The sequence below is a fragment of the Vibrio salinus genome, assembly GCF_021272385.1.
GTDB classification, from domain to species: domain Bacteria; phylum Pseudomonadota; class Gammaproteobacteria; order Enterobacterales; family Vibrionaceae; genus Vibrio; species Vibrio salinus.
Window position 1 is genome coordinate 127,031 of record NZ_JAJSDZ010000005.1, and the last position, 19,550, is coordinate 146,580.

The 19,550-nt window shown below is 39.5% G+C and carries 20 protein-coding genes and 1 riboswitch; of the genes, 17 read left to right on the top strand and 3 right to left on the bottom strand.

Features of this window, described 5'->3' with window-relative positions; genetic code table 11:
• The first annotated feature begins 15 nt into the window (after positions 1-15).
• The 3 genes from LRQ06_RS00730 to LRQ06_RS00740 all read left to right on the top strand — a co-directional run bounded on the left by LRQ06_RS00730 (position 16) and on the right by LRQ06_RS00740 (position 2,957).
• The gene (locus tag LRQ06_RS00730) at positions 16-969 is read left to right on the top strand and encodes a zinc dependent phospholipase C family protein (protein ID WP_232764527.1); all 954 of its coding nucleotides are present in this window, start codon (positions 16-18) and stop codon (positions 967-969) included.
• A 44-nt stretch (positions 970-1,013) separates the two neighbouring features.
• On the top strand, positions 1,014-1,643 hold the full coding sequence (locus tag LRQ06_RS00735) for a LysE family translocator (protein ID WP_232764528.1): 630 nt from the start codon (positions 1,014-1,016) through the stop codon (positions 1,641-1,643).
• Between the two features lie 168 nt (positions 1,644-1,811).
• Entirely contained in the window at positions 1,812-2,957 is a 1,146-nt protein-coding gene (locus tag LRQ06_RS00740) for an iron-containing alcohol dehydrogenase (protein WP_232764529.1), read from the top strand.
• A 72-nt stretch (positions 2,958-3,029) separates the two neighbouring features.
• Here the strand turns inward: LRQ06_RS00740 and LRQ06_RS00745 are convergent, their stop codons facing one another.
• Positions 3,030-4,400 (bottom strand): alanine/glycine:cation symporter family protein, encoded by a 1,371-nt coding sequence (locus tag LRQ06_RS00745; protein WP_232764530.1) that lies wholly within the window; start codon positions 4,398-4,400, stop codon positions 3,030-3,032.
• A gap of 114 nt (positions 4,401-4,514) precedes the next feature.
• A riboswitch (glycine riboswitch) is annotated at positions 4,515-4,609 on the bottom strand.
• A gap of 272 nt (positions 4,610-4,881) precedes the next feature.
• On the opposite strand from LRQ06_RS00745, the gene LRQ06_RS00750 reads away from it, so the two are divergent.
• The 9 genes from LRQ06_RS00750 to LRQ06_RS00790 all read left to right on the top strand — a co-directional run bounded on the left by LRQ06_RS00750 (position 4,882) and on the right by LRQ06_RS00790 (position 11,868).
• Positions 4,882-5,040 (top strand): hypothetical protein, encoded by a 159-nt coding sequence (locus LRQ06_RS00750; protein WP_232764531.1) that lies wholly within the window; start codon positions 4,882-4,884, stop codon positions 5,038-5,040.
• A gap of 15 nt (positions 5,041-5,055) precedes the next feature.
• A complete protein-coding gene (locus LRQ06_RS00755) occupies positions 5,056-5,811 on the top strand; it encodes a chromosome partitioning protein ParA (protein WP_232764532.1) in 756 nt (251 codons plus the stop codon).
• Between the two features lie 36 nt (positions 5,812-5,847).
• Positions 5,848-6,801: a lactate/malate family dehydrogenase gene (locus LRQ06_RS00760; RefSeq protein WP_232764533.1), complete on the top strand. Its 954-nt coding sequence runs from the start codon at positions 5,848-5,850 to the stop codon at positions 6,799-6,801.
• A 176-nt stretch (positions 6,802-6,977) separates the two neighbouring features.
• Positions 6,978-7,742, top strand: a complete 765-nt coding sequence (locus tag LRQ06_RS00765; protein WP_232764534.1) for a DUF3450 domain-containing protein — start codon at positions 6,978-6,980, stop codon at positions 7,740-7,742.
• The gene (locus tag LRQ06_RS00770) at positions 7,742-9,091 is read left to right on the top strand and encodes a MotA/TolQ/ExbB proton channel family protein (RefSeq protein ID WP_232764535.1); all 1,350 of its coding nucleotides are present in this window, start codon (positions 7,742-7,744) and stop codon (positions 9,089-9,091) included. The genes LRQ06_RS00765 and LRQ06_RS00770 overlap by 1 nt, the downstream gene beginning before the upstream one ends.
• Positions 9,091-9,627, top strand: coding sequence for a MotA/TolQ/ExbB proton channel family protein (locus LRQ06_RS00775; protein WP_232764536.1), 537 nt, complete (start codon positions 9,091-9,093; stop codon positions 9,625-9,627). Before LRQ06_RS00770 ends, LRQ06_RS00775 begins: the two co-directional genes overlap by 1 nt.
• Positions 9,624-10,028, top strand: a complete 405-nt coding sequence (locus LRQ06_RS00780) for an ExbD/TolR family protein (protein WP_232764537.1) — start codon at positions 9,624-9,626, stop codon at positions 10,026-10,028. The genes LRQ06_RS00775 and LRQ06_RS00780 overlap by 4 nt, the downstream gene beginning before the upstream one ends.
• Entirely contained in the window at positions 10,028-10,654 is a 627-nt protein-coding gene (locus tag LRQ06_RS00785) for an energy transducer TonB (protein ID WP_232764538.1), read from the top strand. The genes LRQ06_RS00780 and LRQ06_RS00785 overlap by 1 nt, the downstream gene beginning before the upstream one ends.
• The gene (locus LRQ06_RS00790) at positions 10,651-11,868 is read left to right on the top strand and encodes a tetratricopeptide repeat protein (protein ID WP_232764539.1); all 1,218 of its coding nucleotides are present in this window, start codon (positions 10,651-10,653) and stop codon (positions 11,866-11,868) included. Before LRQ06_RS00785 ends, LRQ06_RS00790 begins: the two co-directional genes overlap by 4 nt.
• Before the next feature lie 69 nt (positions 11,869-11,937).
• Here the strand turns inward: LRQ06_RS00790 and LRQ06_RS00795 are convergent, their stop codons facing one another.
• Positions 11,938-13,308, bottom strand: coding sequence for an MATE family efflux transporter (locus LRQ06_RS00795; protein WP_232764540.1), 1,371 nt, complete (start codon positions 13,306-13,308; stop codon positions 11,938-11,940).
• A 106-nt stretch (positions 13,309-13,414) separates the two neighbouring features.
• Between LRQ06_RS00795 and LRQ06_RS00800 the strand changes: the two genes are divergently transcribed.
• On the top strand, positions 13,415-14,029 hold the full coding sequence (locus LRQ06_RS00800) for a riboflavin synthase subunit alpha (protein ID WP_232764541.1): 615 nt from the start codon (positions 13,415-13,417) through the stop codon (positions 14,027-14,029).
• On the opposite strand, the gene LRQ06_RS00805 is transcribed toward LRQ06_RS00800, so the two are convergent.
• Entirely contained in the window at positions 14,030-14,890 is an 861-nt protein-coding gene (locus LRQ06_RS00805; protein WP_232764542.1) for a fructosamine kinase family protein, read from the bottom strand.
• Positions 14,891-15,158: 268 nt separating this feature from the next.
• Here LRQ06_RS00805 and LRQ06_RS00810 point away from each other — a divergent pair, with 268 nt between their 5' ends.
• From LRQ06_RS00810 to nagK, 4 genes are all read left to right on the top strand, one after another.
• A complete protein-coding gene (locus LRQ06_RS00810) occupies positions 15,159-15,500 on the top strand; it encodes a DUF3802 family protein (protein ID WP_232764543.1) in 342 nt (113 codons plus the stop codon).
• Between the two features lie 96 nt (positions 15,501-15,596).
• Entirely contained in the window at positions 15,597-17,636 is a 2,040-nt protein-coding gene (locus LRQ06_RS00815) for a methyl-accepting chemotaxis protein (RefSeq protein ID WP_232764544.1), read from the top strand.
• Positions 17,637-17,788: 152 nt separating this feature from the next.
• Positions 17,789-18,526: a tRNA-uridine aminocarboxypropyltransferase gene (locus tag LRQ06_RS00820; RefSeq protein ID WP_232764545.1), complete on the top strand. Its 738-nt coding sequence runs from the start codon at positions 17,789-17,791 to the stop codon at positions 18,524-18,526.
• An 89-nt stretch (positions 18,527-18,615) separates the two neighbouring features.
• Positions 18,616-19,524: an N-acetylglucosamine kinase gene (gene nagK, locus LRQ06_RS00825; protein WP_232764546.1), complete on the top strand. Its 909-nt coding sequence runs from the start codon at positions 18,616-18,618 to the stop codon at positions 19,522-19,524.
• Positions 19,525-19,550: the final 26 nt, after the last annotated feature.

A 19,550-nucleotide genomic window follows, 5' to 3' on the forward strand; every position in this document is an offset into this window, starting at 1 on the left:
TATCCTCAATATAAAATGACAAATCAGAGCATTGTTATGCCCGGAGCCTTTACTCACATTACAGCCGTAAATAAAGTACTTTCTGAATCGTCCTTTCACTTTCAGTTGCCAAGTCATCAACGCCGAATACTCAGTATGAATCAACAGATTTTTGAATTTGGTTCAATTGCACCGGATTTTCCCTACATGGTATTAAGAAATAAAGCTCAGTCACAATGGGCAGATTGTATGCATACCTGCAGTGTCGGTGAATCGCTTAAAGATATGATTGAATACGTTAAAACGCTTTCCGGTCAGGAGTTCAATCTGGCATATTCATGGCTCAGTGGTTATTTAGCTCATATTATTGCAGATATAACCATTCATCCGGTTATAGAGTTAAAAGTCGGACCGTATGCCAAAAATAAACAGCAGCACAGAATATGTGAAATGCATCAGGATGCATATATTTGGAAATACATGGGAATAGGGGAAATTGGATTTAAGGAAAGAGTATCAAGAAGTTTAACGTATTGTAGTGATACTACGTCATTTGAACTAAACAAAACCATTAGCAATATATGGCGCACTGGCCTGCTTAAACAAACTCCGGAAAATTTGACTGAAAAACCGGATTTAAATCTTTGGTACCAATCTTTTAAAAGGGTAATTGCCTTAGTAGAAGATGAATATAAATTATTTCCATTTTCAAGACATGTTGCTGCTTTTCTGGGGTTGAAATATCCTTCAGCCAACGAAATAGATAAACAGTTTGTCGCCCGGCTACCCACACCCATTGGAACACTGGATTACGATGAGATTTTTCATTTATGTGTAAAACAAGTCATCATTTATATTGATCTGCTATGGAAAAGTATCAAAGAAAATCATCCTGTCGACTGGGTAAAAAACTGGAATCTCGACACCGGTTATAGCGAAAATGGAGAAATGACCATCTGGAATGAACTGATACAGGACAAGAAATTTTAGTTGAGGTATAACAAACAAGTTATTCAATACAGGTACTGCGTCTGATGTATATTCAAAACTTACATGCATTCATTATTGCGATCACTATCTTAACATTAACTCCCGGACTCGATACGGCGTTAGTCATTCGTAATACCTCCCGGGGAGGTGTAACCGATGGAAGCATTACCAGTTTCGGTATCTGCTGCGGATTATTTATTCATGCGACTTTTTCTGCGATTGGTATTTCTGCAATACTTGCTCAGTCAGCCAGTCTTTTTCACACCATCAAAATGCTGGGTGCGGTTTATCTAATCTGGCTGGGCATTTCCAGTATAAAATCACTCTTAAAAAATGAACAAAGTATTCAGATTACAGGCGCTACCTTACAGAAATGCCAACCACTTCGTTCAGCGCGAGAGGGCTTCCTTTCGAATGTTCTTAACCCCAAAACCGCTGTTTTTTATCTCGCATTCCTTCCTCAGTTTATGTCTCCTGACCATTCACCATTAATACAGTCATGGATGATGGCCGGCATACATTTTACTATTGCTATGTTCTGGCAATGCAGTTTATCAGTTCTGCTTAACTCTGCGAAAAAGCTACTCAAAAATCAAAAATTCACAAAATGGATGGAAGGTATAACCGGGGTGATATTACTTGGTCTGGGAACCAAGCTATTTTTTGACAGATAGCATGTTCAGTATAGTCAATTCTGATGTGATAGAGACATCAAATTTAAATCTTACTCGGCTTGTACAGCATAATAGTTGATTTTTCCTGATTTATATCAGAATTTCATCTCACTCACAGGAATATTGTGTGCTCAGAAGCTCTTATATTTTAAAAAAATGGAGATTACTATGGGTATTATGCGATTCTCAGTTCCTAGAGATATTATCTATGGCGAAGATGCTCTGGCAGAACTGGCAAACCTAAAAGGTAAGAAAGCAGCAATTGTTACCGGCGGTAGTTCAATGAAACGTTTTGGTTTTCTGGATCAATGTCAGAGCCACTTATCCAAAGCAGGAATTGAAAGTATTATCATCGAAGGTGTAGAACCAAACCCATCAGTTGCTACTGTATGGCGTGGTGCAGAGGCAATGATTCAGTTCGAACCTGACTGGATTGTTGCTATTGGTGGTGGTTCTGCATTAGATGCTGCAAAAGTAATGTGGTGTTTTTATGAGCATCCACATTTGAAATTTGAAGATATTATTGAAGTCGGTTCTATGCCACCGCTTCGTAATAAAGCAAAATTTATTGCTATACCTTCTACCAGTGGTACAGCATCAGAAATTACTGCATTTTCTGTAATTACCGATACAGAAAATCACATTAAATACCCAATTGTTGCGGCTGATATGGTTCCTGATATCGCAATTCTGGATCCTAAACTACCAGAGACAATGCCTGGCCACATCACAGCAAATACCGGTATGGACGTTCTGACTCATGCGGTTGAAGCATTAGTTTCAAAAGCAGCAACATCGTTCACTGATCCATATGCTATCGAAGCCATTCGTCTTGTTGTTGAAAACATCAGCACAGCCTTTAATAATGGTCATGACAAAGAAGCACGCTACAATATGCATAATGCTTCCGCTCTGGCTGGTATGGCCTTTACAAATGCGTCACTTGGTATTGTTCATTCTCTGGCGCATAAAATTGGTGGCGAATTTGGTGTAACTCATGGCTTAGCCAATGCCATCCTGCTTCCTTATATTATCAACTTCAATAAACAATTTACGGATAAATATAAAGTTGCAGAGTCCCTTATTGGTTTGGATGATTTAGCAGAATCAGTAAGAAAGCTAAATAAAGATCTTGGCATTCCATCTTGCTTTAAAGATTGTGATGAAGTTGATTTCAACGAAGACAAATTTAAAGAAGTACTAGATAGAATGAGTACAAGAGCGCATGCAGACCCATGTACTCTTACAAACCCAGGCAACCCAACAGTTGATGACGTTAAAGAAATCTATCGTCAGGCATACTATGGTGCTTAATTAATCGGTAAGTACAATTAAAAAGGCCTGACTCAGTCCGGCCTTTTTAGTATAATTATATTTTCGTTCAGATCACGAGTTTGCTGGCTCAGCCACTCCTACACTTGCAGAAAAATAAGCTTTTGTTTCTTCAACAACAACATTTCTTAATAGCAATAAACCAATCAAATTCGGTATGGCCATCAGTCCATTCACAATATCAGCAATAATCCATATCAATTCAAGGTGAAGAAAGGCACCGGATGCAACCAAAGCGATAAAAATAATTTTATAAGGCAGCACAGCTTTTGTACCCATTAGAAAAACAACGCATCGCTCTCCATAATAATTCCAGCCAAGAATCGTCGTAAAAGCAAAGAACATCAGACCAATGGTCACGAGCATTGGTCCAAACGACGCTGAATTTAAACCTGTCGCAAATGCATGAGTCGTCATTGCTGCACCGGCAAAATCACTTTTCCATGCTCCGGTTAGTATCAATGCCAATCCTGTCATCGTACAAATTAAAATAGTATCAAAAAATGTACCGGTCATTGAAATCAACCCTTGTCTTACACAAGAGTTTGTTTTTGCTGCCGCGGCAGCCATTGGCGCGCTACCTAAACCAGATTCATTAGAAAATACGCCTCGGGCAACACCAGATTGTATAGCCAGCATGATGGATGCACCGGCAAAACCACCGGTTGCTGCTGAATTAGAAAAAGCAGAAGTAATAACAAGGCTAACAGCAGCCATCAGATGTTCAGACTGACTGATCAGCACTGATAAACATGCGACTACATAAAATACCGCCATTGAAGGTACCACTTTCGAAGCCACGCGGCTGATAGACTTAATACCACCGATAGTGACGGTTGCCACAAGTACTGTAATAATCAGTGCAGCAAGCCCTCGCGGAACACCAAATGAAATGTTAGCCGCATCAACAATTGCATTTACCTGTGGAAATGTACCGATACCAAAGAAGGCTACACCAATGGCAAAAATGGCGAATGCCGTAGCTAAAAATTTAGAACCAACACCATTTAATAAAAAGAACATAGGTCCGCCAACCATTTGTCCTTTCTCATCTACCTGACGGTATTTAACCGCAAGTAAACATTCAGCATACTTCGTAGCCATGCCGAATAAAGCCGCCATCCACATCCAGAATAAAGCGCCCGGGCCGCCTAATTTAATAGCGGTAGCCACACCAACAATATTACCGGTACCAATAGTGGCAGATAAGGCAGTGCAAAGTGCTGCAAAGCTCGAAACATCACCATCGGATTTATCATCAGATGAACGGCCAAAAACCAGTTTTAATGCCGTCGGTAAATGGCGAAACTGTAGCAATCCAAGCTTAAAAGTAAAAAACACACCGGTACCCACCAGCAAAATCAGAAGGGGTGGTCCCCAGATAAAGCTATCAATGGCACTTAAAGCATCATGTATTTGATTCATATACTCCCCTTAAAAAACAAAACTAATAGGGAGAAGAGGAAAGGTGGCTGATATAAACTTATTGTAAGCAAACAGAAGCTTAAAACAGCAAATGGTAGGTTAAAAAATGTCGCCTTTCACTCCTCTGTCCTTTTGCCTGAGAGTTTCACCCCTGTGAGGGACTTGCTCCTTCGGCGATCGATTAAACGATTCTCTCCAGAGGTTCCTCCAACTACAGTCCTTGCAAACTCAATAGAGTTATACACCTGAAAGATTTACTTCTTCGGCGGGTAATATTAACCAACTTGTAAAAAGTAGGTTAATAACCTCTCTCCTGCAGTCTTCACTGGAACAATTATCTTATACAAAGATAATCTGCGGGCAAATGTTAAGGGATCAGACGATTGATAGCAATAAAAAATCATGACATTTTTTCAATTCATACCAATTCCTGACTAAAACACCATATACTTTTATTACATTAAGAATATGAGGCTGTAAAATGATTAGAATACTAGCCATTTTGGTATTAATAGCAGTAGCCTACGTTCTCATCCGGTATGATTCCAACGAACGTCTGCGTAAAGGTGTTGTGACTGGTATATTAGGCGCTCTTTCTGTATATATCGTCATTGTGGTTATAACTGAACTATCGCACTAGCTATCAGGAGAAATTGTGAAAGAAGCAGAAAAGACAAAAAGCAGTAAACAGGAACATCATGATGAGGATGTGGTTTTTATTGAACAACGCGATAAAAAATCCTACTTATACATTCTTATTGCCGCAGTACTGGGCATCGCACTTGGAGGCCTGATCGGAGGAGCACTTGCAAGTAACCACTGGGAAACATCATATACTCAACTGGAAAGCAGTATAGATAAGATAAATAATGATGCCTCGGCAGTTGTCGCTAAAGCGAACGAGAAAAATAAATCTGAGATAGAAAAGATTCAGAATGAATATGAAGAGCAAATAAAGACCATAAAAGAAGATCATGCTGCAGAGCTAACCGAATTAAATAAAAAAGTGAAATCACTGGAGGCAGAAAAACAAACACTTCAGGCTCAGCTTTCTTCTCAGGAAACCACATTAAAATCTGTAGAGAACAAAAACAAACGTTTAAATCAACAAACTAATATTCAGGCTTCTGTTTTTGAACGTTCGCGCGAGCTATTTCAGAAAGAATTAAAAATAAAACAAGAAGTGGAAAGCCTGAAAAAAGAGAAACTTGATTTGAAAGAAAAGATACAGGGACTGAGAAAAGAATGTAATGCATATCTAGAAGGAACGTCCTGGGATGCCCATTCAGATGCCTGTTCAAAGCAGGATGAAGCAAATTCAAGAATCAGTCAGATTGACCAGTTACTTAAAGTGCATCAGATGGATTTAAAAGAAATCAAGGCACTTACTGATAATTTAGGATTAAATTAAACAAATAATTGCGCTCCTATGGAAGGGGAGAAAATCATGAAAATTTCTGTTATTGGTGCCGGAGCTGTCGGCGTTGGCGTTTGTAATTATCTTTTAATGCTGGGAAGCATCAGAGAGCTGGTATTGTATGATAGAACACTATCCAGAGCTGAAGGAGAAGCCTTTGACTTTCGTCATACTGCTTCACTTACTTTTTCAAAAAATACAAAAGTAATCCCGACAGATAATTTTATGGAACTTGCGTGCTCCGACATTATTGTCATGACAGCAGGAGCACAGATAAAAAAAGATCAGAACCGACTTGAACTGGCTGAAATAAACAGTCAGATAGGCGTTTCTGTTGCAAAAGAGCTTGAAAAAGTTGCTCCAAATGCCGTGATCATCGTTGTCACCAACCCTTGTGACATTGTCACACATTTTATGGTCGCAAACACTGGATATTCACCATCCCAGATAATTAGTGCCGGATGTGTCATCGATACAGCAAGACTAATGTCTATTGTCGCGCATCGGGTAAACCTCGACCCCAAAAATATATTTGGCTATGTGTTAGGTGAACACGGGAGTCATTGCTTTACGCCTAAAAGCCTGATTAGTATTGGTGGACAACCCATAGATTATTATTGTGAAACAAATAATCTTCCCCGTATCGATTCAGATGAATTACTGGATGCCGTAAAACAGGCTGGCTTTGAAATATTCAGAAGAAAACAAAATACGACACATGGTATTTCTGCCAGTGTTTTTCGGATTATTCAGGCTGTCGCCGTTAATGAACGATCAATCCTTCCGGTAGGGACATTACTGAGAGGAGAATATGGACTTCAAGATGTTGCACTTAGTTTACCAACCGTAGTCGGCAGAATGGGGGCTGAATCAATTCTTATTCATCCTTTTACAGATGAAGAACTAAACACCTTACATCACATTGCCATCGAGATGAAAAAACAGATTTCTATAGTAGCTGATTCGACAGGGCTCAGCGTTTAGTTATATGTATTATCTGTCAGGCAGATAATACATACCGATTATGTTCCCTATGAGTTCCCAGATCAAATAATCAAAGTGAATATAAATATGAGAAAAGAATAATCATATATTGATAATGATATCGTTTCTCATTAGTATTACCAAAAATATGATATGTGATTTTAGTGATTAGATTAATGAAAACCAGTTTAGCTCTTGTTATTACGATGTTCAGTTTTTCTGCTTATGCGACCGATCTCGGTAGCGCATCAGCCATACAAAATAAAACCAATCAATCGTCCATTCACAGCCAAAAAGTTATCAACTCCAGTGTTCAGAAATCAGAAGAGTTTAATGAAGATATACGCCAGCTAAATGAAGAACTCCGAAATCTGACCATTTACAAAAAACATCTTAAAGGATTAATTACAAATCAGGCCGATGAGATCGAAAGTTTAGATCATCAGATATCATCGATTAAAGAGACCAGACAGGGCATTGTTCCATTGATGTACAACATGTTGGATGAGCTTCAAACACTGATTGAAAACGATAAACCAATAAAGTATAAACAACGAATTAAGCGCATACAGGAGCTTCGTTCTCTGATGACTCAGGCCGATGTCAGCGAAGCAGAAAAATACCGCCAGATACTGGAAGCGTACCAAATAGAATTTCAATACGGCAATAAGATGGCGACCTACCGTTCCGAAATTTCTCTTAAAGGTAATCATCCCCATAAACTACTCGCTGATATCTTTTATCTGGGCAGGGCGGTTTTCGTTGCAAGAAGCATCGATAAATCAAAATTTTGGACATGGGATCAACATCAGCAACAATGGATTGATGGTAACAGTAAGTACTTAGAGAAAATTAATCAGGCATACGAACTTGCCAATCAAAAAATTGCACCAACTATGCTTTTACTTCCGGTCTCATTAAATACAGCGGAGGTAAAATAATGCGCCTGCTCACTATAATAACCCTGATTAGCTGTATTTTTAGCATTGGTCCGGTCAGTGCTGAATCTCTGACGCATTTAGCGCAGGATCATAAGAGACAGGAACAGATTCACAACGAACATAGAGAAGCCACTTTTAAACAATCCGAAGCAAATCTACGCCTGAAAAAACAAAATCTTCAGAAAAAGAAAAGGGCATTACAAAAAGAAATCGATCAGTTAACAAAAAAATTCAGCCAAAATGAAGATAAGCTTGCCCGGTTAGAAAAAAAACTCAGTCTGGAAAGTGGCAGTCTTGGTGAAATTTTTGGTGTCGTTCGTCAAAACGCCAAGGAATTTCAGTCTGGTCTGTCGAATTCGGTAACCACAGCCGATCATGCTCAGTTTAATAGTGTCATCAAGCAAATTGTATCAGCAAAATCCTTGCCATCACTCAAACAGCTCACCGACTTATCAAAAGCCTTTGCTGAACAGATATACGCCAGCAATGAGATAAAAGAAATTAAAGTACCCTTTATTAATCATCAGGGGCAAAAACAAACTCAGTCAGTAATCCGCCTTGGTAATCTGGCCCTGATAGGAAAAAACGGGTATTTGAATTGGGACAGTAATCAACACGAAGCTGTTTCTTATCTGGTTCAACCTGACATGTCACCAACGGTTGCAACATTATCTCCCTTATTAGCAGGTAATACACAGTATTTACCGGTGGATCCATCCCGTGGTGTTATCATTAGCCAGCTCGCCAATGAACCGACGCTGGCCGATCGTCTTAAAGCGGGTGGAGTAATAGGAAAAATCATTATCGGACTGCTCATCATTGGTCTGATTATTGCCATCACCCGTGGCATCTCTCTATCAATAAATAAACAAAAGATAAGAAAACAACTTAAAACACCAGATATCATTGGTAATAATCCTTTGGGCAGGGTTTTGAGCGTCTATAAAAAAGATGAGCCCCAAACCGTTGAAGCCTTGGAATTACGTTTGCTTGAAGCCGTTGTTGACGAACAAAGTAATCTTGATAAAGGGCTGTCTATGCTGAAGTTATTAGCCGCACTGGCACCAATGCTGGGATTGCTTGGTACGGTAACCGGTATGATCGAAACTTTTCAGGTAATTACCATGTTTGGTAATGGTGACCCGAAGGTGATGGCTGGCGGAATCTCGATGGCACTAGTCACTACTGTATTAGGACTGGTTGCAGCAATGCCATTACTTCTTGCCCACAACATACTGAGCAGTCAATCGGAATCAATACGAAATATTCTTGAGAAGCAAGGGATTAGCCTGGTTGCAACACAGGCAGAAAAAGATGGAAGACAAAGCCTGTCAGGAAAAACAGCCTAATGTTTAGTTATCTGCCTATTGAAAATTTATTGCTTTCTGTTGAAAACTTCATGAATCAGGGAGGAACTGTCCTGTGGGGACTGGCCGTAGTCGTTGTTCTTTCATGGTTTTTCATCATTGAACGCTTTCTTTTTTTGCTGGTTGTATTCCCACAAAAAAGAAAGATATGGGTTAATGGCTGGCAATCAAGAAAGGAACATTATTCCTGGTTTGCGTTGTCAATAAGAGATGGGTGGCTCTCAGAAGCTCATGAATTGTTATTTTCTAACCTGAACTTTATTAAGTTACTTGTCACCATTTGTCCGATGATCGGTTTATTAGGAACGGTAACCGGCATGATCTCTGTATTTGATGTCATGGCGACCAAAGGCACGGCGGATCCGAAATTAATGGCTTCCGGAATCTCATTAGCCACGTTGCCAACCATGGCCGGCATGGTTGCCGCTTTGGCGGGGTTATTTATGCATTCCCGGTTACTAAAACGATGCCAGATATTAGAAATGAAACTGGAAAAATCCCTTAGGAGTTATTCATGAGATTAGGACGCCGACAAAATCATCAGGATGAAGCTCAGGTTGATCTGACCTCAATGCTGGATATTGTTTTTATCATGCTGATCTTTTTCATTGTGACCAGTTCATTTGTCAGAGAGTCGGGGGTTGAAGTAAACCGTCCCCAGGCAAGTCACGCGGTCAGCCAGAAAGACGCCGGAATCTTTGTTGCCATTACATCCGCCAATGATATCTATATCGATAAAAAAATCGTGGATGAAGAACGGGTTCAGGCTACATTAGAACGTATGATGACGGATAAGCCTGAGGCATCACTAGTGATTCAGGCAGATGAGCATGCTTATAACGGAACCGTGGTTCATGTCATGGATGCGGCCAAAGGCGCCGGTATAAAACACATAGCGCTGGCAGCGGAGAAACAATAATGGTTCGCTATCTGTTTTCTATTCCGGCCAGTGTGGTTATTGCTGCGTTACTGTTTAGTTTTATGTCCTGGATGGTGGATAACGGCAGAACTCAAAAGCCGGAAGATTCGGCGGCTTTACAGTTTGATATGATCATGGTGGAAAATGAAACTCAAGTCCATCGGCGTCAGCGTTCCGTTCCTGAACCGCCTAGAATACCTCCTCCGCCGTCAAAATTTCAGCCAAAGCCATTAAGCGCAACGCCTGAAATGAATACAATCTCATATGATTCTCCGGTTTCTCAGCTAAATTTTCAGTCAAAAATCAAAGGGATAAAGGTACAGGCACCCAATTTAGGAAAATTGGCTGATAATCGACAACTAATGCCGGTATATCGCGTCGAGCCGAATTATCCCACCAGAGCGTTACGTCGTAACATCGAGGGCTATGTCATCGTTCAGTTTGACATAAATGAGGAAGGAAGGCCTTTCAATGTCCGTGTTATTGAATCTAAGCCTAAAAACATATTTAACCGCGAAGCATTAAGAGCTGTAAAACGTTGGAAATATCAACCCAGTATTGATAACGGACAGCCTTCTGTCGTCAAAGGGCAACAGACCAAAGTTGAGTTTAGGATTGCAAAATGAAGATGTCGATAAGCAAAACATTACTGATATTATGCACGCTGCTTTCAGCCAATCTTTGCGCTAGTGAATTAAGCCGTTATACAACTCAAAAGATTGTCTCAGCACAAGCAATGGCAGAAAACGGTAAATTTCATAAAGCGATTGCCATATTGAAAAGTATCTCAACAAATCGTCCTTACGATCAGGCATATATAAACAGAATTCTCGGTGTGTATTTCTGGCAGGCAGATAATTCGGATAAAGCCATCCAGTACCTTTCCCTTGCGGTTAATTCAGGGCAATTGAAGGATAGAAATGCCTGGGATACAGAAAAAATGCTGGCAGAATTATTACTCAATGAACAACGGTTCAAAAAAGCATTGGTGCACTACCACCACCTTTTGCAAAGTAAAGAGGCAAAAGATAAGCCAGTTCTAACGCTAAGAATTGCACAAATAAATTATCAGCTGGAGAAATGGAAATCAGTTATTTCATCAATGAATTCTTACGAATCCTATGGGCTTCCTGATGCACTCACACCACTATCCATTAAATTGGGAGCTGAACTGCAATTACATCAATTGAAAACTGCGATAAAAACGGTTAAACGAATCATTCCTCTTGAATCCCATAGCCGTAACTGGTGGATGCAATTGGTTAGCCTGTATTTGCAAACCAATCAACAGAAGTTAGCGCTAAGCAGTCTTGAATTGGCTCATTTGAATCATGTTGCATTAACAGATAAAGATTTGAGACTACTTTCTCAGCTTTACGCCCAAAATGGAATTCCGGAGAAAGCTGCACGAATTTTATCCACAGTAAGAGATGTCACAACAAATCATAAGCTTACGATTCAGTTAGCAAGCTACTGGCAAAACGCAAAAGAATGGCAAAAAGCCCGTCGGATATGGCTGATAGCGGCCGGTAAGGAAAAAAAATATTTATGGAATGTTGCTCAGATCGACATTCAGCAGAATCACTATAAAAAAGCATATACCACATTGCAAAAACTGGAAGGACATTACCCGGAAATAAAGCTTGCTCTGGCAAAAGCTCGAGTGTTGTATAGACTTAACCGATTAAATTCTGCGCTTAAACTTGCGGAAAAAGCACATAAGCTGCACCCGTCAACGGAGACCAGAAGCTGGATAAAATATCTAACCCGGCTGAAACATTATCAAACACAAAATAACAGCAACAATAAAGAAAAAGTAACGGACTCGCAGAACTCATAAATTCTGCACTAAATACAAAGCCTCGCATTTTATTCACATGCGAGGCTCTTTCAATAGAACAAAAAACGGCTACCGGCTTGCCAGTTTCAAAATCATCTGGTTATCCTGCCTGAACATCCAGGACAAACGCTGTCCCAATAGTATTGCAGCAGAGGATAAACCAATAATAAAACCAATCCAGAATCCTTTTGCTCCCATTGGTTCTATCAGCAAGTCTGTCATACCAAGAATATAACCACAGGGCAAACCCAACCCCCAATAAGACACCAGTGTTCTGACAAAAATAGCTTTCATATCTTTGTAACCACGCAAAGCCCCGGACGCTACCGCCTGGATGGCATCTGTACACTGATAGACACCGGCAACAATAAGTAAAGGGATAGCGAGATGCAGAACTTCAGCGTTATCACTGTACATATTCGCAATAAACCCACTTCCCAACATGGTAATACTTGCTGTAATAAAAGACGTAACAATAGCAACTAACAAAGCCACTTTAGCGGCAATTTCTGCACCATGCGAATCTTGTTCTCCAAGAAAATGACCGACTCTGATACTGACAGCAACGCCAAGGCTCATCGGTAGCATAAAAATCAAACTGGAAAAATTAATCGCAATTTGATGGGCAGCAACAACCGTTGGCCCTAAAGGAGAAACAAGTAAAGCGACAACAGCAAATAGTGTCACTTCACAAAACTGAGCCGATGCAACGGGTAAACCAAGCCGGAACAGTCGCAAAAGCTCTTTAACATTCAACGAGTACCAGACATCAAACAGAGGAATTCTTTTCAGTGACTTAGACTGTAGTACATACAGAAGTAATAAAATGGCCATGATCCAATACACAGCTGCAGTTGCAATACCGCACCCAACCCCTCCTAATTCGGGCATTCCAAACTTACCGTAAACAAACAGCCAGTTAAGTGGAATATTAAATAACAAACCGATAAAACCAATAACCATAGCTGGTTTCGTTTTTGACATCCCGTCTGTAAAGCTTCTTAGTGATTGAAAAAGAAGAAAAGCCGGAGCAGCAAACATCATTGTGTATAAATAATGTATTGTCTTGGTCTCAAGTACTTTATCAACATTCATCAGCTCTAAAATAAAATGGGCCTGAAACAAAACAAATATTGTCGGAACAGTAAGAATAAGAGCAGCATAAATTCCTTGCTGAATTTCAAAAGGTATTTTTTCGGATTTATTGGCACCATTTAACTGAGCAACAACAGGAACAAGAGCCATCAAAATTCCCATACTAAAAAGAATGGTTGGTAGCCAAATGCTTGCAGCAACAGAAACTGCTGCCATGTCTAATGCACTGTATCCTCCAGCCATTATTGTATCAACAAATCCCATTCCGGTCTGAGCGATAGATGCAACAAGGACAGGTGAAGCTAAATTAATTAATTTTCCGGCTTCTGTTTTATAGTCAGACACTAAATTCTCCAGTAGAGTAATATTGCTTTATCTCGCAATGAAATAATCGCTGCAATGATAATGAATTGTTTATCATATCGCCAACAAATTTATAAGGAGAATCCTAATGTTTACCGGGATTGTTCAGGGTACTGCTAACGTCATTAAAATTAAAAAGAAAACCGGATTACAATCTCACACTATTGTCTTACCGGAAAATTTTTCTCAACAAATAGAAGTTGGAGCATCAATTGCACACAATGGCTGCTGTTTAACTGTCACTGAGAAAAACAAGAACCATGTTACTTTTGATCTCATGCAGGAGACGTTACGCTTAACAAATCTTGGCGATCTCAGTGAAGGTGACATGATTAATTTCGAAAGAGCTGCAAAGTATGGCGATGAAATAGGGGGACACATCATGTCCGGCCATATTATTGAAACAGCAACAATCACAGATATTATCTCATCAGAAAATAACAAGACACTCTGGTTAAAAGTACCAGAAAAACTGATCAAATATATTCTCCCCAAAGGGTTTGTCGGCTTAAATGGTTGCTCACTGACTATTGGTGATGTTTCCGGTAATACTTTCTCTGTTCATTTAATCCCAGAAACACTGGATAGAACCACATTTGGGCAAAGTGTCATTGGAGAACGAATCAATCTCGAAATTGATGCAAACACTCAGGCAATAGTAGATACCGTTGAACGTGTCATGAAACAAAAAATGGATAGTTAACTACTTCATTACCTCAATCATTTTTTCTGCCTGAGACAAGTAGCTTCCCCCAAAGCAATTACAATGGTTGAGAATGTGGTATAGGTTATAGACATCGGCTCTTTTCTGATAACTATCCGGCAACGGATATATATCGTTGTACCCCTTATAAAACGATTGCGGAAAATGTCCGAATAACCGGCTCATGGCTATATCACATTCCCGGTCTCCCCAGTAACACGCCGGGTCATAGAATAACGGGCCACTTTTAGTCGATCCGAGGTTTCCTGACCAGAGATCGCCGTGCAATAACGAAGGCTTTGGGTTATGTCCGGCCAAAATATGATAAATGTGATGAACAAAATCACTAATATCTGTCAGAACAATCCCTTTATCTTTCAATAACTGTAATTGCCAGCCAATTCTTTGCTCTGAATAAAACCGGGCCCAATTTTTATTCCAGGCATTAGGCTGTTCGGTCAAACCGATAAAATTATCGTGATCAAATCCGAATTCTTTCTGATCATCCCAAAGATGCAACTTCGCCAGCTGCTTGCCGGCAAGATAACAGGTATCATCATTAGTCAAAACCGATATTTCAGAGTATTTAAGGGTAAGGAACGAGTGACTCTTAGTCGTACCATAGGTAATGACTTCAGGCACCGAGATGGTATCAGATTGCCTGAGCCGGTTAAGATTCTCAGCTTCGGAAATAAACAAATCGATAGCGTTTTTATTATTTACTTTCACGAAATAATCTACGAGTCCGTCGCTGATAAAATAAGACTTATTGATATCACCACCTGAAATCGCATGATGCTTTGTTATCACAAAATTTTGCTTAGTTTCATGAGAAATATGATTCGCAATGCTATCCCACATAGTCACCTCAAAAACAACCACACCACTACTTAAGCTTAGGACAAATAATGCACTTTTTATTTATCTTTTTCTCTATTATCAAACAAAGTTAACTTGTGCTTTCAACGTCCTATGCCATACTCAAGGTAATTGTTAGTACACTTGATTAGATAAATATCACTCCTTTTGGGAAAAATGTCTTATTATGTGTATTAATTCTGTGAACCTTTTGAATTTATTTCACAGAATATGTGATACTAAAACAACGTTTATTGATTGGAGTTCCGCCGTGGTTGTGGATAAAGAAGGCTATACAGCTTTGATCGAACATCTGGCATTGAATCTGGATATTTTTACTCACGATGGTGATACGGGGCAAGAAAGTGTTGAAGACGTTGTAATGGACATGGTGGCCAGCAACATCATGGCCGTGTTTGAACAAAATCCAGAGCTTCATTCCAGTGTGCGATTCAAATTGCTTAAAGAAACAGACATCGTTGTCGAAGACTTGGGGGAAGTACTTGCCGGTTGCTGGACAAAGCCTGCAACTAATGAACAGATCATTTTTCTGGATGAGTATATTGCATTAGTCAAAAACCTATTTGATACAGCAGTTGCAACTTATGACTAAATTATCAATTGTCACAGAACTGTCATAAAACTGTCTCATAAGTGATAACATACAGACATATTATCGTTTCAACTCGATTTAATTCATAACGATAATATGTTCAATTTTAATACCAATCGCCACATTTCTTTAATAAAAGTTTTTATTCTTGTTTTTTTCTTTCTGATATTAATTTTATTATTTATTAGTTTCCAGGGTTTTACCGGTTTAAAGCAAACATCAAAGCAATTTCATCATCTATCAAATCAAGATTTTCCATTGTCTGTTACGCATTCCCGTATCATTCAGCTGGTACTGACACAAAATGATTTACTTTCAAAGCTGATCAACACAAATCAACCTAAAAAAGTGAAACAAATCAGCGGACAACTTGAAAAAAATCATCAATCATTAAGGAAAAATCTGACGCAGCTCAGCGTCTTAAATACCAATGAGGATGGATATACAATTATTCCAGAAGAAAAAATTAAGGATGTTCTGCAATTAACCAATCAGCTTAAGCAAAAGACTCAAAAACTGGTATCAGAACAAAAAAAAATTATCGAAACATCTCAACAAGTTCAAAATAACAAAGCCAGTTTCAGGTATGGTTTGGGTTCACTGGGACCTGAAATGAGCAGGATCGCTAATACGCTTTCTTATGATAATCCGGAAGGCATGGATGCTGCTAACCGGCTGATATCAAATGTTTCGAAGATGGATAGCCTGTTCCTAACTTTATTGATGGAAAAAGATAAGGAGCAGGGGACAAAAATATACAAAGAATTAAAAAACAGACTGGCAGGAGTACAATTTGCCTATGAAAATTTTAAAGATCTGTACCCGGATATAAATGATTTTGCCAGTTTCACTTCAAGTTATGACATCATTTCTGATGGTTTCAAACCTAATCAGATATTATCCCAGGCTATACAATTAATTGATAGCCGGCTGAAGCAGAAAGCTCTGCTCTCTAAGAGCACACTAAGTTCAGGAATAATTCTGGACGAACTGGAATCTTTTTCAGACGTAATGCTAACAAATCTGAATGCGAAAAAATCACGGGTTGATTCCGCAATTTCATTTTCAACTCAAACGCTGCTCTGGAGTTCCATACTATGTGTTTTGTTTATTGTTGTGGCCGCATTTCTGATTCATCGTTGGATTAGTAAAAGCCTTAATATTATCCGCACACATCTGGCGCAGCTAAGTCAACAAAATTTTGCTGAGCAACTGATTACCACTTCCGGACCTTACGAATTTCAGGATATTTCCAGAGATCTCTCTAGGGTTGAAGGAACCATCAGATCCTCAATAAGTGACGTGATCGACAACTCAAACCAACTGGACCTCGCTTCCCATAAAAGTCATGCTGCGGCCCGTGAAAGCCGGATATTACTTGATAAACAAAATGATGCATTGTCAAAAGTAAGCTCAACAATGACCCAAATAGAGGCCTCAGTTAAAGAAATCTCATCTGCAACTTCTCATATCCTCAGCATCAGTAAAGAAGGAACAGGAAATTCTCAACGAGGTGTCAACCTCCTTCAGGATAATCTCGGGTCATTAACAAAACTGAATAAGAATCTGGAAGACAACAGTTCTGCGATGGATGAACTGGATAAAAAAGTCATGAACATTCAGGGAATGGTCGATTTGATCAATGGTATTGCCGAAAATACAAATTTATTAGCTCTTAATGCGGCTATTGAAGCTGCAAGGGCCGGCGAATTTGGACGTGGGTTCGCTGTCGTTGCAGATGAAGTCAGACGTTTGGCCAGCGATACAACCGCTCAGACAGAAAGTATCAGGGAAAATATGACCGAACTTTTAGAGTCAACAGCCAATTCAAGGAGTGCAATATCCAGCTCCCGTGAACAAATGAATCATGTTTTAACATCCGGACAACAGGTCAAAGATGTTTTTGGAAGTATTAACCATTCGATTTCAACAATTGAAAATCAGATAGAGCAGGTAGTAATAGCGACTCAACAACAGGAACAGGCAACAATAAGCGTCAATGAGTCAATCATTGATATCTCAAGACAAGGAGATAGTACCGCTTCTCATATCGAAATGCTGGTAAATGTTGCTGAAGACGTTGCGACGATTACTCAGACTCAGTCAGAAATGCTATCAAGGTACAAGATAGACTAAGCTATATGCCCTGCGCCGCGCTCAAAACCCGTTCAGAGTGAACAAAAATCAGCCATCAAAGGTCAACAGACCCTAGCTAAGACAGAAAGGTATTTGTATTTTCTGACTTCAACGGTAAAATCCTCATTTATTTTTATCAGGCACAAAAATAGATGAGGATTCATCAGTTTCACACGGTTTACCAAGCCCGTGTAGACAAAGCAACAAAACCATTTACAGCCAGAGGCTCCAAAGTTAAACGCTGCCCATATTGCCAGATAGAAGAGCACCTATGTCTTTGCCGCTACCAGCCTGATATTGAGTGTACCGCAAAATTCATTCTTTTAGTTTCAGACACTGAGATATTTAAACCCAGTAATACAGGCCGGTTAATCGCTGATACGATAAAAGAAACCGATGTTTACCTTTGGTCCAGAACTAACCCGGATACTTATCTGTTAAAAACCTTGTCAGATCCCAATCTGTTTCCAATAGTAATTTTTCCTGAAGAATACGTTGACGATAAAAAACGTTTAATCGTCAATCTGAAAGATGACATCATTCATACTGAAAAAAAACCGCTTTTTATAGTACTGGATGGTAGTTGGAGAGAAGCTCGACGAATGTTCAGGCGTTCCCCATATCTCGATTCATTACCCGTTATGTCTGTCCATCCCGAGCATTTGTCAGAATATATAATGAGAAAATCCGGCAATGCGAAACATCTTTCTACAGCAGAAGTATCTTCGCTGGTACTACAACAAGCTGGATACGAAAATACAAGCAAAATACTGGAATATTGGTTTCGGGCCTTCAGAGAAAGCTATTTGCTGTCCAAATCAAGAACCAAAAAAAATCTTCAAAGGCCAGCACTTAACGATTATTTAGCACTGAAATCAATGTATGCTTAAAAAGTCACTTTCATATATATCAAATCTATCATTCAATGATATTTAGAGTTATATTGGACTATTAAACAAAAGTCATATTGGAGGGTGGAATGTATTTTGGTTTTGATGTCGGTGGGACAAAGATCGAGTTTGGGGCATTTGATGAACAATTGGAAAGGAAAGCTTCTGTCCGCATTCCAACTCCGAAAGATGATTATGACCAGCTCGTTAACGACATCGCATCTTTAGTTGAAAAATATGATGAGCAATTTGATACTCAGGGTCATGTCGGTATCGGGTTTCCAGGAACGGAAAGCAGCATCGACGGTACAGTACTGACAGTCAATATCCCTTGTGCAAACGGGAAAAAACTGGGAGCAGATTTAAGTCAGAGGCTTAGACGGGAAGTAAAACTGGAAAATGACGCAAACTGCTTTGCTCTTTCAGAAGCCTGGGATGATGAGCTGAAAAATTATGACTCAGTATTAGGATTGATTCTGGGAACCGGATTCGGAGGTGGGCTAATCTATAGCGGGAAAGTTTTTTCTGGTCTGAACGGTGTTGCTGGCGAAGTAGGTCATATGAGATTACCTATTGATGCATGGTTTCATCTGGGTGATAGCGCCCCTCTCTACGATTGTGGATGTGGGAAAAAAGGTTGCCTGGATAATTATCTGTCAGGAAGAGGATTTGAATACCTATACAATAGCAAATACGGTATTAAAAAATCGGCTAAAGATATTATTAGTGATTATTATAACGGCAAACAAACTGAGAAAGAGTTTGTTGATTTCTATCTGGAATTTCTGGCGATTTGCTTTGCTAATATATTAACAGCACTTGATCCACATTCCGTTGTACTGGGGGGCGGACTGTCAAATTTTGACCTTATCTATTCAGAATTACCTAAAAGAATTCCGAAATACCTATTATCGGTTGCAACATGTCCGGTCATCAGAAAAGCAAAACACGGAGATTCAGGTGGTGTCCGGGGTGCTGCATTTCTTAATATCAAATAATAAAAAAGGAGCATCTGCTCCTTTTT